This window comes from Streptomyces sp. P3 (assembly GCF_003032475.1).
Classification (GTDB): domain Bacteria; phylum Actinomycetota; class Actinomycetes; order Streptomycetales; family Streptomycetaceae; genus Streptomyces.
Genome location: NZ_CP028369.1, coordinates 749,621 through 769,818, shown reverse-complemented (window position 1 = coordinate 769,818; position 20,198 = coordinate 749,621). Strand labels below are relative to the sequence as shown.

The following is a 20,198-nucleotide window of genomic DNA, read 5'->3' as shown; positions in this document are numbered from 1 at the left end:
TCGTGATGTGCGAACGCATGTGCCGGGCAAGCGATGGACGCGCCGCTGTGGGGAGTTGGGCTATCTGTGTTTGACTTGTCTCTCTGTGGGCATGTCGACAAAACGCTGAAGTGACCTTACGGGCCGCGGTATACCAGGTGTACCCGGGTTGCGGGTGGTGCGACGATGGACGTTATGGGGGACAAGGCAACTCTGTTCGAGACAGGGCGGTTTGTGCAGCCTTCCGAAGAGGAAGCGACCCCGGTCGAGAGCCGGGACGAGACGGCCGACGCCGTCGAGACGGGGGAGGCCGTCGAGGAGATGCGCCTTCGGCTCGCGGCGGAAGCCGGCGACGCCGAGGCCACGAGCGTCCTCGGGGCCATGCTGCTGCGCCGCGGCGACCTGGACGGCGCCGAGCCCCACCTGCGTGCCGCCACCGCGGAGGGCGACCGCGCCGCCGCGAACAACCTGGGCGTCCTGCTCCACCAGCGCGGCTACCCCGACGAGGCCGCGGGCTGGTGGCGGGTCGCCGCGGTGGCCGGCTCCGCCGCGGCCGCCCACGCGCTGGGCCGCCACCGCCGCGAGTGCGGGGACGAGCCGGCCGCCGAGTACTGGCTGCGCCAGGCCGCCGAGCAGGGGCACACGCTGGGCGCGTACGCCCTCGCCGACCTGCTGGAGCACCGCGGGGACGCCGGGGCGCAGCAGTGGATGCGGGTCGCCGCGGAGCGAGGCCACCGGGAAGCCGCGTACCGGCTGGCCCGCGCCCTCGACCAGCACCGCAACCCGCTCCAGGACGGCACTTCGACGGAGCGCGCCCACGACAGCGGTGTCGCCGGGCGGACCGAGGCCGAGCAGTGGTACCGGCAGGCCGCCGCGCGCGGACACCGCCGCGCCGCGCTGCACCTCGGGACGATCCTGGAGGGCCGGGGCGATCTGAAGGAGGCCGGGCGCTGGTACCTCACGTCGGCCAAGGACGGCGAGGCGCGGGCCGCCTGCGCGCTCGGGTTCCTGCTGCGCGACGCCGGCGACCCGGAGAACGCCGCCGTGTGGTGGCTGCGGGCCGCCCAGGACGGCGACGGCAACGCGGCGAACGCGCTGGGCGCGCTGCACGCGGAGCGCGGGCAGACCCAGACCGCCGAACGCTGGTACCGGGCGGCGATGGACGCCGGGGACGACAACGGCGCGTACAACCTCGCCCTGCTCTGCGCCGAGCAGGGCCGCACCACGCAGGCCGAGCAGTGGTACCGGCGCGCCGCCTATGCCGGGCACCGGGAGGCGGCCAACGCGCTAGCCGTCCTGCTGCTCCAGGTCGGCGACACGGCCGGGGCCGAGCCGTGGTTCTCCAAGGCGGCGGAGGCGGGCAGCGTCGACGCCGCGTTCAACCTGGGGATCCTGTTCGCCGGGCGCGGCGAGGAGGCGGTCGCTTTGCGCTGGTACGAGCGGGCGGCGGCCGCCGGGCACACCGAGGCTGCGCTGCAGGTCGGCATCGCGCGCCTGCGCGACGGGGACGAGCAGGAGGCCGAACGTCATCTGCGGTGCGCGGCCGGCGGCGGGAACGCGGAGGCCGCGTACCGGCTGGCGGCCGTGCTCGACGCCCGCCGGCCGCCGCAGCCCGCGCACGAGCTCGGGGAGATCGTGCACGAGAAGACCGAGTGCGAGGAGTGGTACGAGCGGGCCGCGACCCAGGGGCACCGGCGTGCGCAGGTGCGGGTCGGGATGCTGGCCGCCGCGCGCGGCGACGTCGTCGAGGCCGCGCGCTGGTACCGGACGGCCGCGGAGGCCGGTTCGCGCAACGGTGCCTTCAACCTGGGGCTGCTGCTCGCGCGGGAGGGCAGCGAGCCCGAGGCGGCCGTGTGGTGGACGCGTGCGGCCGACGCCGGGCACGGGCGGGCGGCGTTGCGGCTCGCCCTGGTCTACGCGCGTCGCGGCGAACTGGCGGAGGGCAAGCGGTGGGCCGACCGGGCGGTGTCCCTCGGCCCGGCGGAGGTGGCCGAGCGGGCGGCCCGGCTGCGCGACGCCCTGCGGGAAGAGCTGTCGGCGTGACGCGCCGCCGCTCCTGCCGGCCTGTCGAGGATCCCCGCCCAGGGCCTCGCCGGCGTTCCGTGGATCCAGCGGGGGCGGCCCGCCGACCCCGCTGACCTGGGCGGACAGGTGGCCGGCGTATTGATTTGCCTTCGTCGTCGCCCTTCACGTAACGTGGGGTTCACCGACGCGGGGTGGAGCAGCTCGGTAGCTCGCTGGGCTCATAACCCAGAGGTCGCAGGTTCAAATCCTGTCCCCGCTACTGAAGGCCGAGGGCCGGAATCCGAAAGGGTTCCGGCCCTCGGGCGTTTCGTCGTCACGGTGTGCGGTCGCGGTGGTGGCCCCGGCCTCCCGTCAGGGGGCCGGGGCTCCGGTGGGGTGCGGGTCAGGCGGCGGCAGCGCAGTTCGGGCAGATGCCGCGGTAGGTCACCTCGACGTCCGACACGGTGAAGCCGAAGCGCTCAGAGTCGGGGAGGTCGGCCAGCGGGTTGCCGCCCGGATGGACGTCCTTGATGGCGCCGCAGCGGGCGCACACCAGGTGATGGTGCGGACGGTGGGCGTTCGGGTCGTACCGCTTGGCGCGCTTGTCGGTGGCCACCTCGAGCACCTCGCCGAGCAAGACCAGTTCGCCGAGGGTGTTGTAGACGGTCGCCCGGGAGATCTCGGGCAGCCTGAGCACCGCTCTCGCGTGCACCTCGTCGGCCGTCAGATGGACGTGATCGCCCTCGAGTACCTCGGCCACGACGCGTCGCTGTGCGGTCATCCGCCAGCCGCGTCCGCGCAGCCGTTCCAGAAGGTCACTCATGGATTCAGCCTAACAGTCGACCGGACCAGGTCCCGAACGAGTGTGACTTTGGATCCTAGACGGACTTGGACGGATTCCAGTGAGTGTTTCCCGAGTGGGTCGAGCGCGCTCCGTGCTCAGACGGGTACCTCCTGTCGGGCCGGCGCCCAGCAGCGGATGATGTCGCGGACCGAGACGATGCCGGCCGGTCCGCCGTGGTCGAGGACGATCAGGTGGCGGAAGCCGCCGTGGGCCATCGCCCGGGCCGCCTCCTCCAGGGTCCAGGTCGGGGCGGCGAAGACGACGTCGTCGGTGGTGTGGGCGTGGGTGCGTTCGATGTCCGGGTCCTGGCCGAGGCCCACGGAGTTGAGGATGTCCCGCTCGGTGAGGATCCCGATGCCGCCGGCGTCGGGATCCAGGACCACCGCCGCGCCGACGCGGCGGGCGGCCATCAGGGCGGCGGCCTGACGGAGGGTGTGTGCGGGGCCGATGGTCAGGACCACCGTGCTCATGGCGTCGCGGACGAGCATGGGCTGATGCCACCTCCTAAGAATCCACGGATCGTTCATGGATTCACAAGTTCACAAGTGGGGGTGCTGTCAGCGTGGCAGGTAAAGCGGGGGTCAACAAGAGGGCGCGCGCTGCCGATTGAGGGCGCGCGCGCTCACCCGTGCGGCGCGGGCGCGCTTCAGTAGCGATGCTCGAGGTAGCCCAGCAGCTCGTCGTGGAGGAGACCGTTCGAGGCGGCAGCGTTGCCGCTGTGCGGGCCCGGGCGGCCGTCGAGGCCGGTGAAGGCGCCGCCCGCCTCCGTCACGATGATCGCGTTGGCCGCCATGTCCCAGAGGGAGAGCTCGGGTTCGGCGCACAGATCGACCGAGCCCTCGGCGACCATCATGTACGGCCAGAAGTCGCCGTACGCGCGCGTGCGCCACACGTCGCGGGTCAGGTCGAGGAAGCCGTTCAGCAGCCCGCGATCCTCCCAGCCGCTCAGCGAGGAGTACGCGAAGGAGGCGTCGGAGATCCGCGAGACGCGCGAGACGTGCAGCCGGCTCGCGGAGGAGAGGCTGCGGCCGCTGAACGCGCCGTGCCCCTTCGCGGCCCACCAGCGGCGGCCCAGCGCCGGCGCGGAGACGAGGCCGACGACGGGCTGGTAGCCGCCCTCGCCCGCCTCCGTCAGGGAGATCAGGGTGGCCCAGACGGGCACGCCCCGGACGTAGTTCTTCGTGCCGTCGATCGGGTCGATCACCCAGCGGCGGGGACCGGTGCCCTCGACGCCGTACTCCTCGCCCAGGACCGCGTCCCGGGGACGGGCGCGCTGGAGATGGCCCCGGATGAGCTCCTCGGCGGCCTTGTCGGCCTCGCTCACCGGGGTCATGTCCGGTTTGGTCTCGACCTTGAGGTCGAGGGCCTTGAAACGGGCCATGGTCGCGGCGTCGGCGGCGTCCGCGAGGACGTGCGCGAGGCGGAGGTCGTCCAGGTAGTCCGGCATGGGACGAACCGTATCCGGCCAAGCCGAGCAGGGGCCACAGGGGGCGGCGGCGGGCGGCCCTGGGGCGGCAGGCGGAGGCCCGATCGCCGTCCGGTGCCTCCGCCACCCTTGACAGTGCAGCCGTGCGCGTCAAACCTGGGCGCAGAGCCACTCGCTTCCGGGAGGCGACGATGCCTGCAGCGCGGGAATCCCTACTGGACGCCGCCTTCGAGGCGCTGGCGCTACGGCCGTGGGCCGCGGTGCGGATGGTGGACGTCGCGGCGTCCGCCGGGGTGTCCAGGCAGACGCTGTACAACGAGTTCGGCAGCAAGGAGGGTCTGGCCCGGGCCCTGGTCAGGCGCGAGGCCGACGGATACCTCGCCGGGGTCGAGCGCGCGCTCGCCGCGCACGGCGACATCCGCGAGCGGCTCGCCGCCACCGCCGAGTGGACCGCCTCGGCCGCCCGCGAGAACGTCCTGGTACGGGCCGTCCTCACCGGGTTCTGGAGCGAACGGCTGCCCTCACCGACGCTCTCGGCGGTGCCGTCCTCCTCCGCCGTGCCGGCCCAGCGGCGGGCGGACGGGCCGCTGCCCTCACCCGCCGACCTCGTGGGCGCCGTCCGCGACCGGGCCGTCGCCGTGCTCTCCGGTCCCGGCGCCGTCCGCGCCGACGCGGCCGACCTGGCCCGCTGCTCCGAACTCGCCGTCCGTCTCGCGCTGTCCTGCGTCGCCGCGCCTCCGCCGGGGGAGGACGGGGTCGCCGACCTGGTGCGGGGCGCCCTGCAGCGACCGTCCAGGAACTAGACCGGCCAGGAACCGGACCGGCCAGGAACCGGACCGTGCAGGAACCGGACCGTGCAGGAACCGGACCGTGCAGGAACCGGACCGTGCAGGAACCGGACCGTGCAGGAACCGGACCGTGCAGGAACCGGACCGTGCAGGACGAGGGCGTCGGAGGCCTGTCCCGGCCCCGATGTGCCCGCCGCCGGGGGCGGCCCGGCCATGGCTGGAACAGCTAGTGCGCCGACCCCGACAGCTGCAGCCCGATCACTCCTATGATCACCAGGCTGATGGAGACCAGCTTCAGCGTCGACACCAGGTCGCCCAGGAAGACCATGCCGTAGATGGCGGTACCGGCCGCGCCGATGCCCGTCCACACCGCGTAGGCGGGGCCCACGTCGAGCTTCTTCAGCGACAGGGTCAGCAGACCGAAGCTTCCCAGGGCGAAGGCGCAGAAGGCGATGGTCGGCCAGAGCCTCGTGAAGCCGTGGGACAGCTTGAGGCAGACGGCGAAACCGGTCTCGAGCAGTCCGGCCACGACGACCAGCAGCCACGCCATGTGCTGTCCCTCCGTTTGACCGGCCCGGTCCGGCTCGGTGCGATTATGCACTTACCGGCCCCGGGCCGACGCAAACAACGCGGTGGTCAGCCGTGAGCGTGACGGGGCGTCAGTGTCGCGGCCCGCCGACGGTCCGGCCGACGGATCAGTCGCCCTCCGTGCGCTCGCGCGTGGCGAGCAGCCGGCGCAGTGAGTACAGCCGCGCCGGGTCGGCGTGGCCGTCGGCCACCCAGGCGTCCAGCGCGCAGTCCGGTTCGTCGTGACTGCACGCGCGCGGGCAGCCCTCGGTGCCCGGCACCAGGTCGGGGAAGGCGAGGATCACCCGGGACGGGTCGACGTGGTGCAGACCGAAGGACCGCACGCCCGGAGTGTCGATCACCCAGTCGTCCGTGCCCGCCAGCGGCAGGGCCAGCGCCGAGGTCGTGGTGTGGCGGCCGCGTCCGGTCACCGCGTTCACACGGCCTGTCACCCGCCGCCGCTCCTCGGGGACCAGCGCGTTGACCAGCGTCGTCTTGCCGACGCCGGAGTGACCGACGAACGCCGTGATCCGCCCGGCCAGATGCTCGCGCACCACGTCCGCCGCGGCGCCGTTCTCCAGCTCGTCACGGCTGGTGACGACGTAGGGGATGTCGAGGTGGCCGTACAGCTCCAGCAGCTTGTCCGGTGAGGCGAGGTCCGACTTCGTCATGACCAGCAGGGGGGTCAGGCCGCCGTCGAAGGCCGCGACGAGACAGCGGTCGATCAGACGGGGGCGGGGCTCCGGGTCGGCCAGCGCGGTGACGACGGCCAGCTGGTCGGCGTTGGCGACGACGACACGCTCGTACGGGTCGTCGTCGTCCGCGGTGCGGCGGAGCACCGATGTGCGCTCGCCGATGCGGACGATCCGGGCCAGGGTGTCCTTCGTGCCCGACAGGTCGCCGACCAGGGCGACCCGGTCGCCCACCACCGCCGCCTTGCGGCCCAGCTCGCGGGCCTTCATCGCCAGGACGATCCGGTCCTCGACCAGGCAGGTCAGCCGGCCCCGGTCGACGGTGAGGACCATCCCCTCGACGGAGTCCTCGTGCTTGGGGCGGATATGGGTCCGAGGCCGGTTGCCCTTGCGGTTGGGGCGGCTGCGGATGTCGTCCTCGTCGGTGTGCTTGCCGTAGCGGCGCATGGCAGAAGTCCCTACGCCCCGAGCATCCCGGTCCACAGTTCCGGGAAGTCCGGCATGGTCTTCGCGGTCGTCGCCACGTTCTCGATCCGCACGCCCTCCACGGCCAGGCCGATGATCGCGCCGGCCGTCGCCATGCGGTGGTCGTCGTAGGTGTGGAAGATCCCGCCGTGCAGCGGGCGCGGACGGATGTGCAGACCGTCGGCGGTCTCCGTGACGTCCCCGCCCAGCTCGTTGATCTCCTTGGTGAGCGCGGCCAGCCGGTCGGTCTCGTGCAGCCGCAGGTGGGAGACGCCGCGCAGGGTGGACGGGGAGTCCGCGAGGGCGGCGACCGCCGCGACGCCCGGCGTCAGCTCGCCGACGTCGCCCAGATCCACGTCGATGCCGTGGATCGAGCCCGAGCCGGTGAAGACCAGGCCGTAGTCGGCCAGTTCGCAGGAACCGCCCATCTCGGTGAAGATCTCGCGCAGCCGGTCACCCGGTTGGGTGGTGCGGGACGGCCAGTCCGGGATCAGCACCCGGCCGCCGGTGACCAGCGCCGCGGCCAGGAACGGCTGGGCGTTGGACAGATCCGGCTCGATCGTGAGGTCCCGGCCCAGCAGGGCGCCGGGCGTGACCCGCCAGACGTTCGGCTCGCCGCCCGACTCCGGGGTGTCCACCTGGGCGCCGACCGCGCGCAGCATGTCGACCGTCATGCGGATGTGCGGCAGCGAGGGCAGCGAGGAGCCGATGTGCCGGACCTCCACCCCCTGGTTGAAGCGCGGCCCCGACAGCAGCAGGGCCGACACGAACTGGGACGAGGACGAGGCGTCGATCTCCACCGGACCGCCGTCCAGCGCGCCGCCGCCGTGCACGGTCAGCGGCAGCGATCCGCGGCCGTCGTCGTCGATGCGGGCGCCGAGGACGCGCAGCGCGTCGATGACGCCGTGCAGGGGACGCTCGTAGGACCGCGGGTCGCCGTCGAACCGGACCGGTCCGTCGGCGAGGGCGGCGACCGGCGGCAGGAAGCGCATCACGGTGCCCGCGTTGCCGACGTCCACCGTGGCCGGGCCGCGCAGGCCGTCGGGCAGCACCCGCCACGCCTCGCCCGCGCGGTCGGGGTTCCCCGCGCCGCCGGTGGAGCTGGACGACACCGTCTCCTCGATCTCGACGCCCATGGCCCGCAGGGCGTCGGCCATCAGCAGGGTGTCGCGGGAGCGCAGCGGGCGGCGCAGCCAGCCGGGCTCGGAGGCCAGGGCGGCCAGCACCAGCGCGCGGTTGGTGACGGACTTCGACCCCGGCACGTGGACCGTCGCGTCGACGGCCTCGCTCGCGTGCGGGGCGGGCCAGAGGGCGGTGTGGGCGGGGTTCGGGGCCATGGACTCCACTCTAATGAACTCGGGAGGCCGTCGTTCGGGCGCCGGCGCGCCACTACCGGCGCGCGCCGTGCCGCGCGGGTCCACCGTGCCGCGCCGCGCGCCGGGGCCGCAGCCGGGCGGCCCTGCCTCGGTCAGTGGTCCGCGGGCGGCGCGGGCCGCCGCCTACAGGCCCAGCAGCCACCTGCCCCCGCCCAGCAGCGCGCACAGGCTCACCGCGTGGAAGAGGAACAGCCACAGGCCGGCCGGTACGTGGGTCAGCCGCGAGAGCTGGTCCGCGTCGGAGTCCCCGGCCCCGCCGCCGGACCGCTTCGCCTGCAGCTCGAACGCCGGACGGACCCCGCCCAGCAGCAGGAACCACACCACCGCGTACGCGAACGCCGCCTGCACCTGCGGGCCCGCCAGCCAGGACACGAGCAGGAAGGCGCCGCCCGTGAGGACGACCGTCAGGGCGCCGTAGGCGTTGCGGATCATCACCAGCATCGCCAGCAGCAGGGCCGTCGCCACCCAGAGCAGCAGAGTGATGCGGCCGGCGCCCAGCAGGGCGGCGCCGCCCAGGCCGAGCAGTGGGGGAGCGGGGTAGCCGGCGGCAGCGGTGAGGATCATGCCGAGGCCGTGCGGCTTGCCCCGGCTGAGGGTGAGACCGCTGGTGTCGGAGTGCAGCCGTATCCCGGTGAGTTGACGGCCGGTCAGCAGCGCGACCAGGCCGTGGCCGCCCTCGTGGGCGATGGTGATCGCGTTGCGGGAGACCCGCCAGAGGCGGTGCGGCACGACGACCGCGAGCGCCGCCACCGCGGTGGCGATCACCACCCACAGGTCGGGGTCGGTCTGGGTGCCGACGAGACGGTCCCACAGGTCGGGCAGCGCGAGGGCGGCGAGGCTGTCCATGGTCGGGGGTGGCTCCCTCTCGTGAAGCGCGGATCGGCGCGTGGCGCCGGGCCGGGTGGTGGTGGCCGGGTGACGGGTCGGCCTGGCAGTGTGGCACGTATGTGCGGACGGTATGCAGCCAGTCGTGGGCCCGAGGAACTCGCAGGAATCTTCGAGGTCGAGAAGTGGGAGCCCGAGGAGGGCCTGGAGCCCGACTACAACGTGGCGCCGACCAAGGAGGTCTACGCCGTTCTCGACCGTCCTGTGAGGGACGCCGACGACAAGCGCCCGGTTCGTCAGCTGCGCAGGCTGAAATGGGGGCTGGTGCCGTCCTGGGCGAAGACGCCCGAGGGCGGCGCCCGGATGATCAACGCGCGCGCGGAGACGGTGCACGAGAAGCCGTCGTACCGTCGTGCCTTCGCCGCCCGGCGCTGCATCCTGCCCGCCGACGGCTACTACGAGTGGGTGACCGGCGTCCAGGAGCGGGATCTCGAGGTCGAGGGGAAGAAGAAGCGGCCGCGCAAGCAGCCCTATTTCGTGCTCCCGGCCGACGGCTCGGTCTTCGCGATGGCCGGGCTCTACGAGTTCTGGCGGGACCGGACCCTGCCCGACGACCACCCGCAGGCCTGGTGGGCGACGTGCTCGGTGATCACCACCGAGGCGGAGGCCTCCCCGCTCGCCGTGGCCCCCGCCGACGGCCCGTACGCCCTCGCCGACATCCACCCCCGGATGCCCCTGATGCTCACCCCCGACCGCTGGGACGCCTGGCTCGATCCGGCGCGGACCGACGTCGACGCCCTGCGCACACTCCTGGAGCCGCCGGCGGAGGGGCTGATGCGCGCCTACCCGGTCTCCACGGCCGTCAGCAACGTCCGCAACAACGGCGCGGAGCTGCTGAAGGAGCTGGAGGGGCCCGAGGAGGGCACACTCTTCTGACGTGATCACCGAAATTGTGGAGACCGACGCGGGGACCGCCCGCATCACCTGGCACCGGGCCCGCAAGCCGGCCTTCGTCCTCGCTGTCGGCCATGGGGCGGGCGGCGGCGTCGAAGCCCGCGACCTGCAGGCGCTCGCCGCCGTGCTGCCCGGCCACGGGGTGAGCGTGGCCCTGGTCGAACAGCCCTGGCGGGTGGCCGGCAAGAAGGTCGCGACCGCTCCGAAGACCCTCGACGTCGGCTGGCGCGGGATCTGGCCGGCCGTCGGAGCGTCCGGGGTGCCGGTGATCTCCGGCGGCCGGTCGGCGGGGGCCCGGGTGGCCTGCCGCACCGCCGCCGAACTCGGCGCCCACGCGGTGCTCGCGCTCGGGTTTCCGCTGCACCCGCCCGGGAAGCCGGAGAAGTCCCGCGCCGGGGAACTGCTCGGCGCGGGGGCGCCCACCCTCGTCGTCCAGGGCGGCAACGATCCGTTCGGCAGGCCGGAGGAGTTCCCCGCGGGCCCGTACGAGCTCGTCGAGGTGCCGTACGGCGATCACGGTTTCGCCGTGCCGAAACGGGCCCCCGCGACCGGGGAGCAGGCGCTGGAGACCGTCACCGAATCGGTCGTGCGGTGGATCGGCTCGCTCGGCTGAGTGCCGAGTGCCGCATGCCGAGCGCTGCGTGCCGGTCGCCGCGTGCTGCGGGCGGCGTGCGGGGAATGCGGAGGGCGGCCTCGCTGTTGAGGCGGACAGAAGTGCTGAACATCCGGCACCGACGTCAGTGGGAGAGGAAGTCCTCCGCATGGGTTCGACCATCTGCCCGAGCCGTACCGACCTCGACTGGACGGTGCTGCACGCGGCCAAGATCGCTCCTGTTCGAGCGGCGGCAGGCACGGGTAGTCGTCTATCCTCCGATTCGAGTGGGATCGGTTTCGATTCTGCCCGCGATCTTGAGGAGGTGGGTCCGGTCACCGGTACCGACGCAGGGACCGACAACGGCCAGGCGGAGCTGCCCGAGGGCCAGGGTGTGAGCGGGGAGACGGGTGTGGAGTCCACCGCGGAGCGCAGTGCGCGCTTCGAGCGGGACGCGCTCGAGTTCCTCGACCAGATGTACTCGGCGGCCCTGCGCATGACGCGCAACCCGGCGGACGCCGAGGACCTGGTGCAGGAGACCTACGCCAAGGCGTACGCGTCCTTCCACCAGTTCCGGGAGGGCACCAACCTCAAGGCCTGGCTCTACCGGATCCTCACCAACACCTTCATCAACTCGTACCGCAAGAAGCAGCGCGAACCCCAGCGCAGCGCGGCCGAGGAGATCGAGGACTGGCAGCTGGCGCGCGCCGAGTCGCACATGTCCACGGGTCTGCGCTCAGCCGAGTCGCAGGCGCTGGACCACCTGCCCGACTCGGACGTGAAGGCAGCGCTTCAGGCCATTCCGGAGGAGTTCCGGATCGCCGTGTATCTCGCGGACGTAGAAGGCTTTGCGTACAAGGAGATCGCGGACATCATGGGGACACCCATCGGCACGGTGATGTCCCGGCTGCACCGGGGCCGCCGTCAACTGCGCGGCATGCTCGAGGACTACGCCCGCGAGCGCGGACTGGTCCCGGCCGGCGCCGGAGAGTCGAACGAAGTGAAAGGTTCGGGCTCATGAGCTGCGGAGATCCGCACGAGACGGACTGCAGTGAGGTCCTCGACCACCTGTACGAGTATCTCGACAGCGAGATGCCTCCTCTCGACCGGGACAAGTTCCAGCACCACTTCGAGGAGTGCTCGCCCTGCCTCGAGAAGTACGGGCTGGAAGAGGCCGTGAAGAAGCTGGTCAAGCGGTGCTGCGGACACGACGACGTGCCGACCGACCTGCGCGCCAAGGTCATGGGCCGGATCGACCTGATCCGCTCCGGCCAGGCCGTCCCCGAGCATGACGTGGCCACCACGTCGGCGACTCCCCAGGAGTCCTGACGCGCCAGGCCCGAGTGCTCGCCCACCGTCGTTGGACATCGGGCCCGGAGAGCGCCGCCGTCACCCGAATGTGCTAATCCGCGGGTGATACGCCCGTGGAACCACCCCCGGCCGTCCTAGGCTCCTGAGCCCGGACAGGCACGGCTGGGGGAGTGGCCATGGAGGGAATTCCGGCGCGGGCACGCGGTTACGTCGCCTGTGTCGCCCTCGGCGCGCTCCTGTGCACGCTCCTCTCCCTCCCCGGCCCGCGGACGCCCTGGTGGGCCGTCGCCCTGCTGGCCGCGGTGTACGCGGCGGGCGAGCAGGTCGCCCGGCGCAGATTCGCCGCCACGCTCCATCCCGTACTGCTCGCCGGGGCCTTCCTGCTGGCGCCGTCCGCGGCCGCCCTCGTCGCGCTGCCCGGCGCGCTGTTCTCACACGTCGAGCAGCGCCCCTTCCTGCTGCGCCGCGTCTGGCGGGCCGCCGAGTCGTCGCTCGCCGTGTGGCTGGCGGCGCGGACGCACGGGACGCTCGGCGGGCGCGAGGCCGTGGCCGGCTCCGACCTGCCGCCCGCGCTCCTGCCGGCGGGCGCGGCGGTGCTGGTGTTCTGCGCCGCGCTCGCTCTCCTGGACGGCGGGATGCTGGCGCTCGCCGAGGGGCTCCCGCTGCGGGCGGTCTGCCAGGGGCTGTTCCTGCGCTCCCTCGCCCCGGTCGCCGTGCACGGCCTCGCCGGACTGATGACGGCCGTGCTGTGGAGCAGCAGGTACGGCCCGGTCGCGGCGCTGCTGGTGCTCTTCCCGGTGGCGGTGTCCTGGTGGGTGTTCGCCCAGTACCACCGTGAACGCGCCGCCCACCAGGCGACCATCCGCGCCCTGGTGCAGGCCGTCGACCTCAAGGACGGCTACACGCGCGGCCACAGCGAACGCGTCGGCCAGGCCTCCATGATGATCGGGCGCGAACTCGGCATGGACGAGCACCGCATCGAGGTGCTCCGGTTCGCCGGCATCCTGCACGACGTCGGCAAACTGGGCGTGCCCACCCGGCTGTTGCGCAAGGACGGGCCGCTGACGCCCGAAGAGCGCCGGGTGATCGAGCTGCACCCCGAGTACGGGCATGAGATCACCCGGGGCATCTCCTTCCTCGGCGAGGCGCGTTCGGCGATCCTCCACCACCACGAGCGCATCGACGGCAGCGGCTATCCCTACGGACTGGCGGGCGGTCAGATCCCGGAGCCCGCGCGGGTGGTCGCCGTGGCGGACGCCTTCGACGCGATGACCTCCACCCGCTCCTACAGCCGGGCCAGGCCCGTGGAGGCGGCCCTCGAGGAGCTGCGGCGGTGTGCGGGCTCGCACTTCGACCCCCGGATGGTCAACGCGCTGACCCGGGTCGTCGGCCGGGACGGCTGGCACCCGGTGGTGACCGCCGAGGAGACCCGGCCCGGTGTGCCCGCCCCCGCCCCGACTCCCGACGACCGCTCGAGGGCGCGTCGGTGACCTCCCGCCGCGCCCTGGCCGCCCTCTACGCGGCCGCCGCACTGCTGGCCACCGGCGCCCTCCTCGTCACGTTCCTGGCGGGCCTGCGGGAGCGCCCCGTCGCGCTCGCCTTCGGGATCCTCGTGGCCCTCGGCGAGCCTGCTCTTGCGCGCTCCCGGCTCCGCCCCGGCCCGGTGAGCGGGCCCGGTCTGCGCGAGACCGCGCCGCTCGGCGCCGCCGGGTCCCTTTCGTACGCGCTGCTCGGGGAGCACGCCGGGCATCCCACGCACCACGGGGTGGCGCAGGTCGTGGCGGTGGTCGCGGCCGCCTCCCTGCTGGGCAGCGTGCCCCAGCTGGCCCGCGGGCAGGGGTCCGTCCTCGACCACCTGGTCCGGCGCGTGCTGGCCGTCGGGTTCGCCGCCGTCTGTTTCCAGCCCCTGTACAACCGCGGGGCCTTCGACGGCTGGAGCGGCCCCGCGTACGCGCTGATGCTGCTCGCGCTGCTGGTCCTGACCGTCCTGTGCGACGCGGTGGTCGCGGCCGCCATCGCCTGCTCCCGCACCGGATGGCCGTTCGCCCCGCTGCTGCATGACGAGCTGCGGGCGGTGCCCGGGATCTGGTCGGCGGTCTGCGCGACCGGTGCGGTGATGGCGCTCGCGGTGGCCGTCGTCGGGTTGTGGGCGCTCCCGGTGTTCTCGGTGCCGCTGCTGCTCACCCAGCTGTCCCTGCGCCGCTACGCGGCCGTCCGCGGCACCTATCGGCAGACCATCGCCTGTCTCGCCCGGGCCACCGAGATCGCCGGGTACACCCCGCCCGGGCACGCCCGCCGGGTCGCCGATCTCAGCCAGGCGGTGGGCCGGGACCTGCGGCTGCCGGAGCCCGAGCTGACCGTCCTGGAGTACGCGGCGCTGATGCACGACATCGGGCAGCTCAGCCTCGTCGACCCGGTTCCGGCGGGGGCCACGGCCGGACTGCCGGCGGCCGAGCAGCGGCGGATCGCGCTGCTCGGCGGAGCCGTCGTCCGCCAGACCGGTGTGAGCGCCCAGGTGGCGACGGTCGTCGAGCGGCAGGCCGACCCCTACCCGGAGCAACCGGTGGCCGCCCGCATCGTCCGGGCGGTGAACGCATACGAGGAGAGGGTGCGGGGCAGCGGTCCCGACGGACCTCTCACCGCCCTGGAGGAGCTGCGCCTCGGCACCGGCCGGGAGTACGCGCCCGAGGTGGTGGAGGCGCTGGCCAGGGTGCTTTCGAGGACGGGTCTGACCCTGCCCGTGGGTGGGTAACCCATGGGTAATGAGCGGCCTTCCGGCCACACGTGGTTGGATGCGAGGGAGAGAGTGTCCGGGGGCACTGGCCAGCCCACAGAACGGAACCGGCAGGCGGGAATCGTGAGGATCTTCGGCAAGGGACGGCACCGGCCCTCCGCCTCCTGGCGGCAGGCCACCGACCGCGCGTTCACGCTGATCGGCGACGGGCGGTACGAGGACGCGGGCGCGCTCCTGACGCGCGCCGCCGACCTGGAACCCTGGCTTTCCGAGTCCTGGTTCAACCTCGCCCTGCTGCACAAGTTCCGGCACGACTGGGAGCAGGCCCGCACGGCCGGGCTGCGCGCGGTGGCGCTGCTCGACCGGGAGGCCGGGGCCCCCGACTGGTGGAACGTCGGCATCGCCGCCACCGCCCTGCAGGACTGGCCGCTGGCCCGCCGCGCCTGGCAGGCGTACGGGCTGCACGTGCCGGGCGAGGCCACGGGCGCGGGCGAGCCCGTCGGCATGGAGCTGGGCAGCGCGGCGGTACGGCTGTCGCCCGAGGGCGAGGCCGAGGTGGTGTGGGGCCGGCGGCTGGATCCCGCCCGTATGGAGGTGCTGTCGATCCCGCTGCCGTCCTCCGGGCGCCGCTGGGGCGAGGTCGTGCTGCACGACGGGGTGCCGCACGGTGAGCGGACCACCTCCGCGGGCCACTCCTATCCCGTCTTCGACGAGATCGAGCTGTGGGCCCCGTCCCCGGTGCCGACCTGGGTGGTCCTGCTGGAGGCGGCCTCCGAGGCGGACCGGGACGCCCTGGAGCAGCTGGCCGCCGACGCGGGCTTCGCGGCGGAGGACTGGTCGTCCTCGGTACGGCTGCTGTGCCGGATGTGCTCGGAGTCCCGGATGCCCTCCGACGAGGGGGACGGCGAGCACCTCGACCCGCACGACCACAGTGAGCCGGGGCACCCGGGCCCGCTGGGGCACGTGACCGACGGGCAGCTGTGGGCGCCGGAACGGGAGTGCGGGGTGGCCGCGCCCGCCTCGCTGGTGCGCGGGCTGCTGGACGGGTGGGTCGCCGACAGCCCGGACACCCGTGACTGGCGGGACCTGGAAGAGGTCTGTTAGCCGTCCCCGTACCCTGTATCAGCGACAAACCCCCGGGCGGGGGTCCGAGGGCAGCCCTCGGAGGACACAGTCAGGAAGGCATACGTCGGTCATGGCGCAGCAGGACACCGATCAGCAGCACGGGGGCGTGCTCCCCGTGGACGACGAGGGCTTCGTCATCGACACCGAGGACACGGAGGAGCGCGAGCGGGCCCACCGTGAGCGCGGCGCCTCGCGGCCGATCACGGTCGTCGGCAACCCGGTGCTCCACAAGGAGTGCAAGGACGTCACCGAGTTCGACGACGGGCTGCTGAAGCTGGTGGCCGACATGTTCGCCTCGCAGCGCACGGCGGAGGGCGTGGGCCTGGCCGCCAACCAGATCGGCGTGGACCTGAAGGTCTTCGTCTACGACTGCCCCGACGACGAGGGCGCGCGGCACGTCGGCGTCGTCTGCAACCCGAAGCTCGTCGAGCTGCCCGCGGACCGGCGCCGGCTGGACGACAGCAACGAGGGCTGTCTGTCGGTGCCGACCGCCTACGCGCCGCTGGCCCGTCCGGACTACGCCGAGGTGACGGGGCAGGACGAGCGGGGCAACCCGATCAGGGTGCGTGGCACCGGGTACTTCGCACGGTGTTTGCAGCACGAGACCGATCACCTCTACGGGTACCTCTACATCGACCGTCTCTCCAAGCGTGAACGCAAGGACGCGCTGCGGCAGATGGCCGAGAACGAGCCCCGTTACCCCGTGGTCGCCAACGGTTGAGCCCCATCCGCGCACACGACGCCTGTCCGGACTTCTTCCGGACAGGCGTCGTTCGTGTGTCCGACGGATGTTCGGTCGCTTACGCACATCTACTGCACATCTGCGAGCCCGTAACCAGTCGCGTGGGGGCGGATTCTCAGCACGTGGGGGTAGTGAATGAAGCAAATCCGTTCCCAGAACGGTCAGTTGTAGTGCTGAATGGGATGAGCGGGGATATGCAACGGCGCACGCCCGGCACGGCGGGAGGGGTGTGTGCCCACTGGCGGCTGAGAGGGGTTGTTCGTGCCAGCTTTCCCATACAGCACCACATACAGCACCACATACAGCACCACATACAGCACCACATACAGCACCATGGCGACGGTGACCGTGCCCGCGGTCCCTCCCTCGCTCTCTCTTCCGGTCATCGAGGCGGCGTTTCCCCGGCAACTGCACCCATATTGGCCCTGGTTGCAGGAGAACACCCGCTCCTGGCTGCTGGAAAAGCGGTTGATGCCGGCGGAGAAGGTAGCAGAATATGCCGACGGTCTTTGCTACACGGACTTGATGGCGGGCTACTACCTCGGCGCACCCGACGAGGTCATGCAAGCCATAGCCGACTACAGCGCCTGGTTCTTCGTCTGGGACGACCGGCACGACCGTGACGTCGTGCACGGCCGGGTGTCCTTCTGGCGGCAGCTCCGGTTCCGCTTGCATGCGGCCCTGGACTCCCCGGCGGAGCATCTGACCCACCGGGATCCGCTGGTCGCCGGGCTCGCGGACAGCGTCGGCAGGCTGTACTCCTTCCTTCCCGGCACCTGGAACGCCCGGTTCGCCCGGCACTTCCACACCGTGATCGAAGCTTACGACCGGGAATTCCACAACCGCGTCGACGGACGCATTCCAGGTGTCGAGGAATACCTCGCCCTGCGTCGGCTCACCTTCGCGCACTGGATCTGGACCGACCTGTTGGAGCCGAGCGCGGGATGCGAACTCCCGGACTCGGTGCGGAAACATCCGTCCTATCGGCGCGCGGCTCTGCTGAGTCAGGATTTCGCCGCCCTGTACAACGACCTCTGCTCACTGCCGAAGGAATTGGCGGGCGACGAGGTGCACAATCTCGGAATCAGTCTCGTCACGCACAAGGGGATGACTCTCGAAGAGGCCGTCGAGGAAATAAGGCAACGAGTCGAAGAATGCGTATCCGAGTTCCTCGCCGTTGAGAAAGACGTCCTGAGGCTCGCCGAACGACTCACCGACGGGACGGTGCGCGGAATGCGACTCGGTGCCGCCGTGCGGGCCTGCCTCGGCAATATGCGGCACTGGTTCAGTTCCGTCTACTGGTTCCACCACGAGTCCGGCCGTTACATGGTCGACAGCTGGGACGACCGGTCCACGCCCCCGTACGTCAACAACGAAACGGCAGGTGAGAAATGACCGTCGAGTCGGTGAAACCCGCGACCGCCGAGGCACCCGAACTGCGAGAGCCGCCGTTGGCCGGTGGCAGGGTGCCGCTCCTCGGGCACGGCTGGAAGCTGGCCCGTGACCCGCTGGCCTTCCTGGCCAGGCTCCGCGACCACGGCGACGTCGTCCGCCTCAGGCTCGGCCCCAAGACGGTGTACGCCGTCACCGCGCCGGACCTCACCGGGGCCCTGGCGCTCAGCCCCGACTACATCATCTCCGGCCCCCTGTGGGAGTCCCTGGAGAGTCTGCTCGGCAAAGAGGGCGTGGCCACGGCCAACGGGCCGCTGCACCGCCGCCAGCGGCGCACGATCCAGCCCGCGTTCCGGCTCGACGCCATCCCCGGCTACGGCCCGATCATGGAGGAGGAGGCGCACGCGCTCGTCGAGCGCTGGACGAGGGGCGAGGTACTCGACGTCACCGCGGAGGCCTTCCGGGTGTCCGTGCGCATCTCGGCCCGCTGCCTGATGCGCGGCAGCTATATGGACGCCCGCTCCGAGCGCATCACCTCCGCGCTCGCCACGCTGTTCGCCGGTATGTACCAGCGCATGGTCGTACCTCTCGGCCCGCTTTATCGGGTACCGATTCCGGCCAACCGCGAATTCAACCGGGCGCTGGCCGATCTGCACCGGCTGGTGGACGAGATCGTCGCCGACCGCAGGGCATCCGGTCAAAAACCGGACGATTTGCTGACGGCTTTGCTGGGGGCGAAGGACGAGAATGGCGACCCGATCGGGGAACAGGAGATCCACGACCAGGTCGTCGCGATACTCACCCCGGGCAGCGAAACCGCCGGCTCGGTGGTCATGTCGTTGCTCCACGTGCTCACCGAGCACCCGGATCAAGTGGACAAGATCCGCGAAGAGGTGAAAAACGTTGTCGGCGACCGGCCGGTCGCATTCGACGACGTCCGAAAGCTCCGGCACACCGCCAATGTCGTCGTCGAGACCATGCGGCTCTATCCCGCCGTATGGATATTGACCCGGCGCGCGGTGACCGACACGGAGCTCGGCGGTTACCGCATTCCCGCCGGGGCCGACATCGTCTACAGCCCGTACGCGGTTCAGCGCGACCCGCGGTCGTACGAGCGGCACACGGAGTTCGACCCCGACCGCTGGCTGCCCGGCCGCTCCCCGGAGTTGCCGAAGTACGCCATGACGCCGTTCGGCGTCGGCAACCGCAAGTGCCCGAGCGACCACTTCTCGATGGCCGAGCTGACGTTGATCACGGCGGTGGTGGCGAACGCGTTCCGCTTCGAGCCGGCCCCCGGCTCCGACAACCGGACGCACATCGGTATCACGCTGCGGCCGCGCCGGCTGCTGCTGCGGGCCGTACCCGGGTGAGAGCCGCGGCTCAGGCGACGGCCTGCGGGCCGCGGAACGTGCGCCGGTAGGCGTTGGGGGTCGTCCCCAGCGCCTGCACGAACTGGTGGCGCAGGGCGCCCGCCGTGCCGAAACCGGCACGCCAGGCGATCGCGTCCACCGTCTCGTCCGTGGCCTCCAGCAACTGCTGTGCCAGCAGCACCCGTTGACGCAGCAACCACCGGTAGGGAGTGGTGCCCGTCTCCTGCTGGAAACGGCGGGCGAAGGTGCGCGGGGACATGTGGGCGCGCTCCGCGAGCCGTTCGACCGTGATCTCCTGCTCGAGGTGCTGCTCCATCCACGCGAGCACCCCGCCGACGGTGTCGCACCGCGACCGGGGCAGCGGCCGCTCGATGTACTGGGCCTGGCCGCCGTCCCGGTGCGGCGGCACCACCATCCGCCGGGCGATCCGGTTGGCGACCTCCGGACCCTGCTCCTTGCGGACGATGTGCAGACAGGCGTCGATGCCCGCGGCCGTCCCGGCCGAGGTGATCACCGGGTCCTCGTCGACGTAGAGCACGTCCGGTTCCACGGTGGTGCGCGGATACCGCCGGGCCAGCTGCTCGGCGTGCCGCCAGTGCACCGCGCAGCGCCGCCCGTCCAGCAGTCCCGCCGCGCCCAGCACGAACGCTCCAGAGCACACGCTGAGCACCCGCGTGCCGCGGTCCACGGCCCGGCACAGCGCGTCGAGCAGCTTCGGCGGGAAGTCCCGCTCGCCGTAGGTGTGGCCGGCCGGCACGGCGATCAGGTCGGCGCTCTCCAGCCGCTCCAGACCGTGCCGGACGCTCATGGCGAACCCGGCGTGGGTGGTCAGCGTCGGCCCCTCCGCCGAGGCGACGGCGAAGTCGTAGACCGGCAGCCCCTCGTCGCTGCGGTCGATCCCGAAGACCTCGCAGACGACGCCGAGTTCGAAGGGGTGCACACCGTCCAGGAGGATCGCGGCCACGTTGTTCAGCATGCCGCCAGTGTGCACGGGAGTGGCAGGAATTTGTAG

21 protein-coding genes and 1 tRNA gene are annotated in these 20,198 nt (G+C 72.2%); 13 read left to right on the top strand and 9 right to left on the bottom strand.

Features of this window, described 5'->3' with window-relative positions; genetic code table 11:
• Nucleotides 1–165: 165 nt before the first annotated feature.
• Both C6376_RS03240 and C6376_RS03235 read left to right on the top strand, forming a co-directional pair.
• Nucleotides 166–2,022, top strand: coding sequence for a tetratricopeptide repeat protein (locus C6376_RS03240; RefSeq protein ID WP_173985569.1), 1,857 nt, complete (start codon nucleotides 166–168; stop codon nucleotides 2,020–2,022).
• A 167-nt stretch (nucleotides 2,023–2,189) separates the two neighbouring features.
• Nucleotides 2,190–2,263, top strand: a tRNA-Met gene (locus tag C6376_RS03235).
• 123 nt (nucleotides 2,264–2,386) lie between these two features.
• Here the strand turns inward: C6376_RS03235 and C6376_RS03230 are convergent.
• The 3 genes from C6376_RS03230 to hisN form a co-directional block, all read right to left on the bottom strand.
• Nucleotides 2,387–2,806 (bottom strand): Fur family transcriptional regulator, encoded by a 420-nt coding sequence (locus C6376_RS03230; RefSeq protein WP_107441997.1) that lies wholly within the window; start codon nucleotides 2,804–2,806, stop codon nucleotides 2,387–2,389.
• 116 nt (nucleotides 2,807–2,922) lie between these two features.
• Nucleotides 2,923–3,315 (bottom strand): cyclic nucleotide-binding/CBS domain-containing protein, encoded by a 393-nt coding sequence (locus C6376_RS03225; protein WP_107441996.1) that lies wholly within the window; start codon nucleotides 3,313–3,315, stop codon nucleotides 2,923–2,925.
• A gap of 158 nt (nucleotides 3,316–3,473) precedes the next feature.
• Nucleotides 3,474–4,274: a histidinol-phosphatase gene (gene hisN / locus C6376_RS03220; protein WP_107441995.1), complete on the bottom strand. Its 801-nt coding sequence runs from the start codon at nucleotides 4,272–4,274 to the stop codon at nucleotides 3,474–3,476.
• Nucleotides 4,275–4,444: 170 nt separating this feature from the next.
• Between hisN and C6376_RS03215 the strand changes: the two genes are divergently transcribed.
• On the top strand, nucleotides 4,445–5,056 hold the full coding sequence (locus C6376_RS03215; RefSeq protein WP_057584291.1) for a TetR/AcrR family transcriptional regulator: 612 nt from the start codon (nucleotides 4,445–4,447) through the stop codon (nucleotides 5,054–5,056).
• A 211-nt stretch (nucleotides 5,057–5,267) separates the two neighbouring features.
• Here the strand turns inward: C6376_RS03215 and C6376_RS03210 are convergent, their stop codons facing one another.
• The 4 genes from C6376_RS03210 to C6376_RS03195 all read right to left on the bottom strand — a co-directional run bounded on the left by C6376_RS03210 (nucleotide 5,268) and on the right by C6376_RS03195 (nucleotide 8,987).
• Entirely contained in the window at nucleotides 5,268–5,591 is a 324-nt protein-coding gene (locus tag C6376_RS03210) for a multidrug efflux SMR transporter (protein WP_062642293.1), read from the bottom strand.
• Nucleotides 5,592–5,736: 145 nt separating this feature from the next.
• Nucleotides 5,737–6,747, bottom strand: coding sequence for a ribosome small subunit-dependent GTPase A (gene rsgA / locus C6376_RS03205; protein WP_107441994.1), 1,011 nt, complete (start codon nucleotides 6,745–6,747; stop codon nucleotides 5,737–5,739).
• A gap of 11 nt (nucleotides 6,748–6,758) precedes the next feature.
• Nucleotides 6,759–8,102: a 3-phosphoshikimate 1-carboxyvinyltransferase gene (aroA, locus tag C6376_RS03200; protein WP_107441993.1), complete on the bottom strand. Its 1,344-nt coding sequence runs from the start codon at nucleotides 8,100–8,102 to the stop codon at nucleotides 6,759–6,761.
• Between the two features lie 162 nt (nucleotides 8,103–8,264).
• Complete coding sequence (locus C6376_RS03195) at nucleotides 8,265–8,987, bottom strand: M50 family metallopeptidase (RefSeq protein ID WP_107441992.1); 723 nt, start codon at nucleotides 8,985–8,987, stop codon at nucleotides 8,265–8,267.
• 99 nt (nucleotides 8,988–9,086) lie between these two features.
• Here C6376_RS03195 and C6376_RS03190 point away from each other — a divergent pair, with 99 nt between their 5' ends.
• The 8 genes from C6376_RS03190 (at nucleotide 9,087) to def (ending at nucleotide 16,403) form a co-directional block, all read left to right on the top strand.
• Nucleotides 9,087–9,902, top strand: coding sequence for an SOS response-associated peptidase (locus C6376_RS03190; RefSeq protein WP_107441991.1), 816 nt, complete (start codon nucleotides 9,087–9,089; stop codon nucleotides 9,900–9,902).
• Between the two features lie 4 nt (nucleotides 9,903–9,906).
• On the top strand, nucleotides 9,907–10,533 hold the full coding sequence (locus C6376_RS03185) for an alpha/beta family hydrolase (RefSeq protein ID WP_107448750.1): 627 nt from the start codon (nucleotides 9,907–9,909) through the stop codon (nucleotides 10,531–10,533).
• Nucleotides 10,534–10,837: 304 nt separating this feature from the next.
• Nucleotides 10,838–11,533 (top strand): RNA polymerase sigma factor SigR, encoded by a 696-nt coding sequence (gene sigR / locus C6376_RS03180; RefSeq protein WP_216825682.1) that lies wholly within the window; start codon nucleotides 10,838–10,840, stop codon nucleotides 11,531–11,533.
• On the top strand, nucleotides 11,530–11,841 hold the full coding sequence (gene rsrA, locus C6376_RS03175; protein WP_107441989.1) for a mycothiol system anti-sigma-R factor: 312 nt from the start codon (nucleotides 11,530–11,532) through the stop codon (nucleotides 11,839–11,841). Before sigR ends, rsrA begins: the two co-directional genes overlap by 4 nt.
• 158 nt (nucleotides 11,842–11,999) lie before the next feature.
• Nucleotides 12,000–13,313, top strand: a complete 1,314-nt coding sequence (locus C6376_RS03170) for an HD-GYP domain-containing protein (RefSeq protein ID WP_107441988.1) — start codon at nucleotides 12,000–12,002, stop codon at nucleotides 13,311–13,313.
• Nucleotides 13,310–14,575, top strand: coding sequence for an HD-GYP domain-containing protein (locus C6376_RS03165; protein WP_173985568.1), 1,266 nt, complete (start codon nucleotides 13,310–13,312; stop codon nucleotides 14,573–14,575). Before C6376_RS03170 ends, C6376_RS03165 begins: the two co-directional genes overlap by 4 nt.
• A gap of 105 nt (nucleotides 14,576–14,680) precedes the next feature.
• Nucleotides 14,681–15,661 carry a hypothetical protein gene (locus tag C6376_RS03160; RefSeq protein ID WP_107441987.1) on the top strand — a complete coding sequence of 327 codons (981 nt, stop codon included), beginning with the start codon at nucleotides 14,681–14,683 and terminating at the stop codon, nucleotides 15,659–15,661.
• A gap of 91 nt (nucleotides 15,662–15,752) precedes the next feature.
• Entirely contained in the window at nucleotides 15,753–16,403 is a 651-nt protein-coding gene (def, locus tag C6376_RS03155; protein WP_107441986.1) for a peptide deformylase, read from the top strand.
• A gap of 182 nt (nucleotides 16,404–16,585) precedes the next feature.
• Here def and C6376_RS43665 read toward each other — a convergent pair whose 3' ends face one another.
• Nucleotides 16,586–16,759 (bottom strand): hypothetical protein, encoded by a 174-nt coding sequence (locus C6376_RS43665; RefSeq protein WP_159083140.1) that lies wholly within the window; start codon nucleotides 16,757–16,759, stop codon nucleotides 16,586–16,588.
• On the opposite strand from C6376_RS43665, the gene cyc1 reads away from it, so the two are divergent.
• On the top strand, nucleotides 16,758–17,819 hold the full coding sequence (gene cyc1 / locus C6376_RS03150) for an epi-isozizaene synthase (RefSeq protein ID WP_107441985.1): 1,062 nt from the start codon (nucleotides 16,758–16,760) through the stop codon (nucleotides 17,817–17,819). The two genes, C6376_RS43665 and cyc1, sit on opposite strands and share 2 nt — an antisense overlap.
• The gene (locus C6376_RS03145; protein ID WP_107441984.1) at nucleotides 17,816–19,186 is read left to right on the top strand and encodes a cytochrome P450; all 1,371 of its coding nucleotides are present in this window, start codon (nucleotides 17,816–17,818) and stop codon (nucleotides 19,184–19,186) included. The genes cyc1 and C6376_RS03145 overlap by 4 nt, the downstream gene beginning before the upstream one ends.
• 10 nt (nucleotides 19,187–19,196) lie before the next feature.
• Here C6376_RS03145 and C6376_RS03140 read toward each other — a convergent pair whose 3' ends face one another.
• A complete protein-coding gene (locus C6376_RS03140) occupies nucleotides 19,197–20,162 on the bottom strand; it encodes a GlxA family transcriptional regulator (protein WP_107448748.1) in 966 nt (321 codons plus the stop codon).
• Nucleotides 20,163–20,198: the final 36 nt, after the last annotated feature.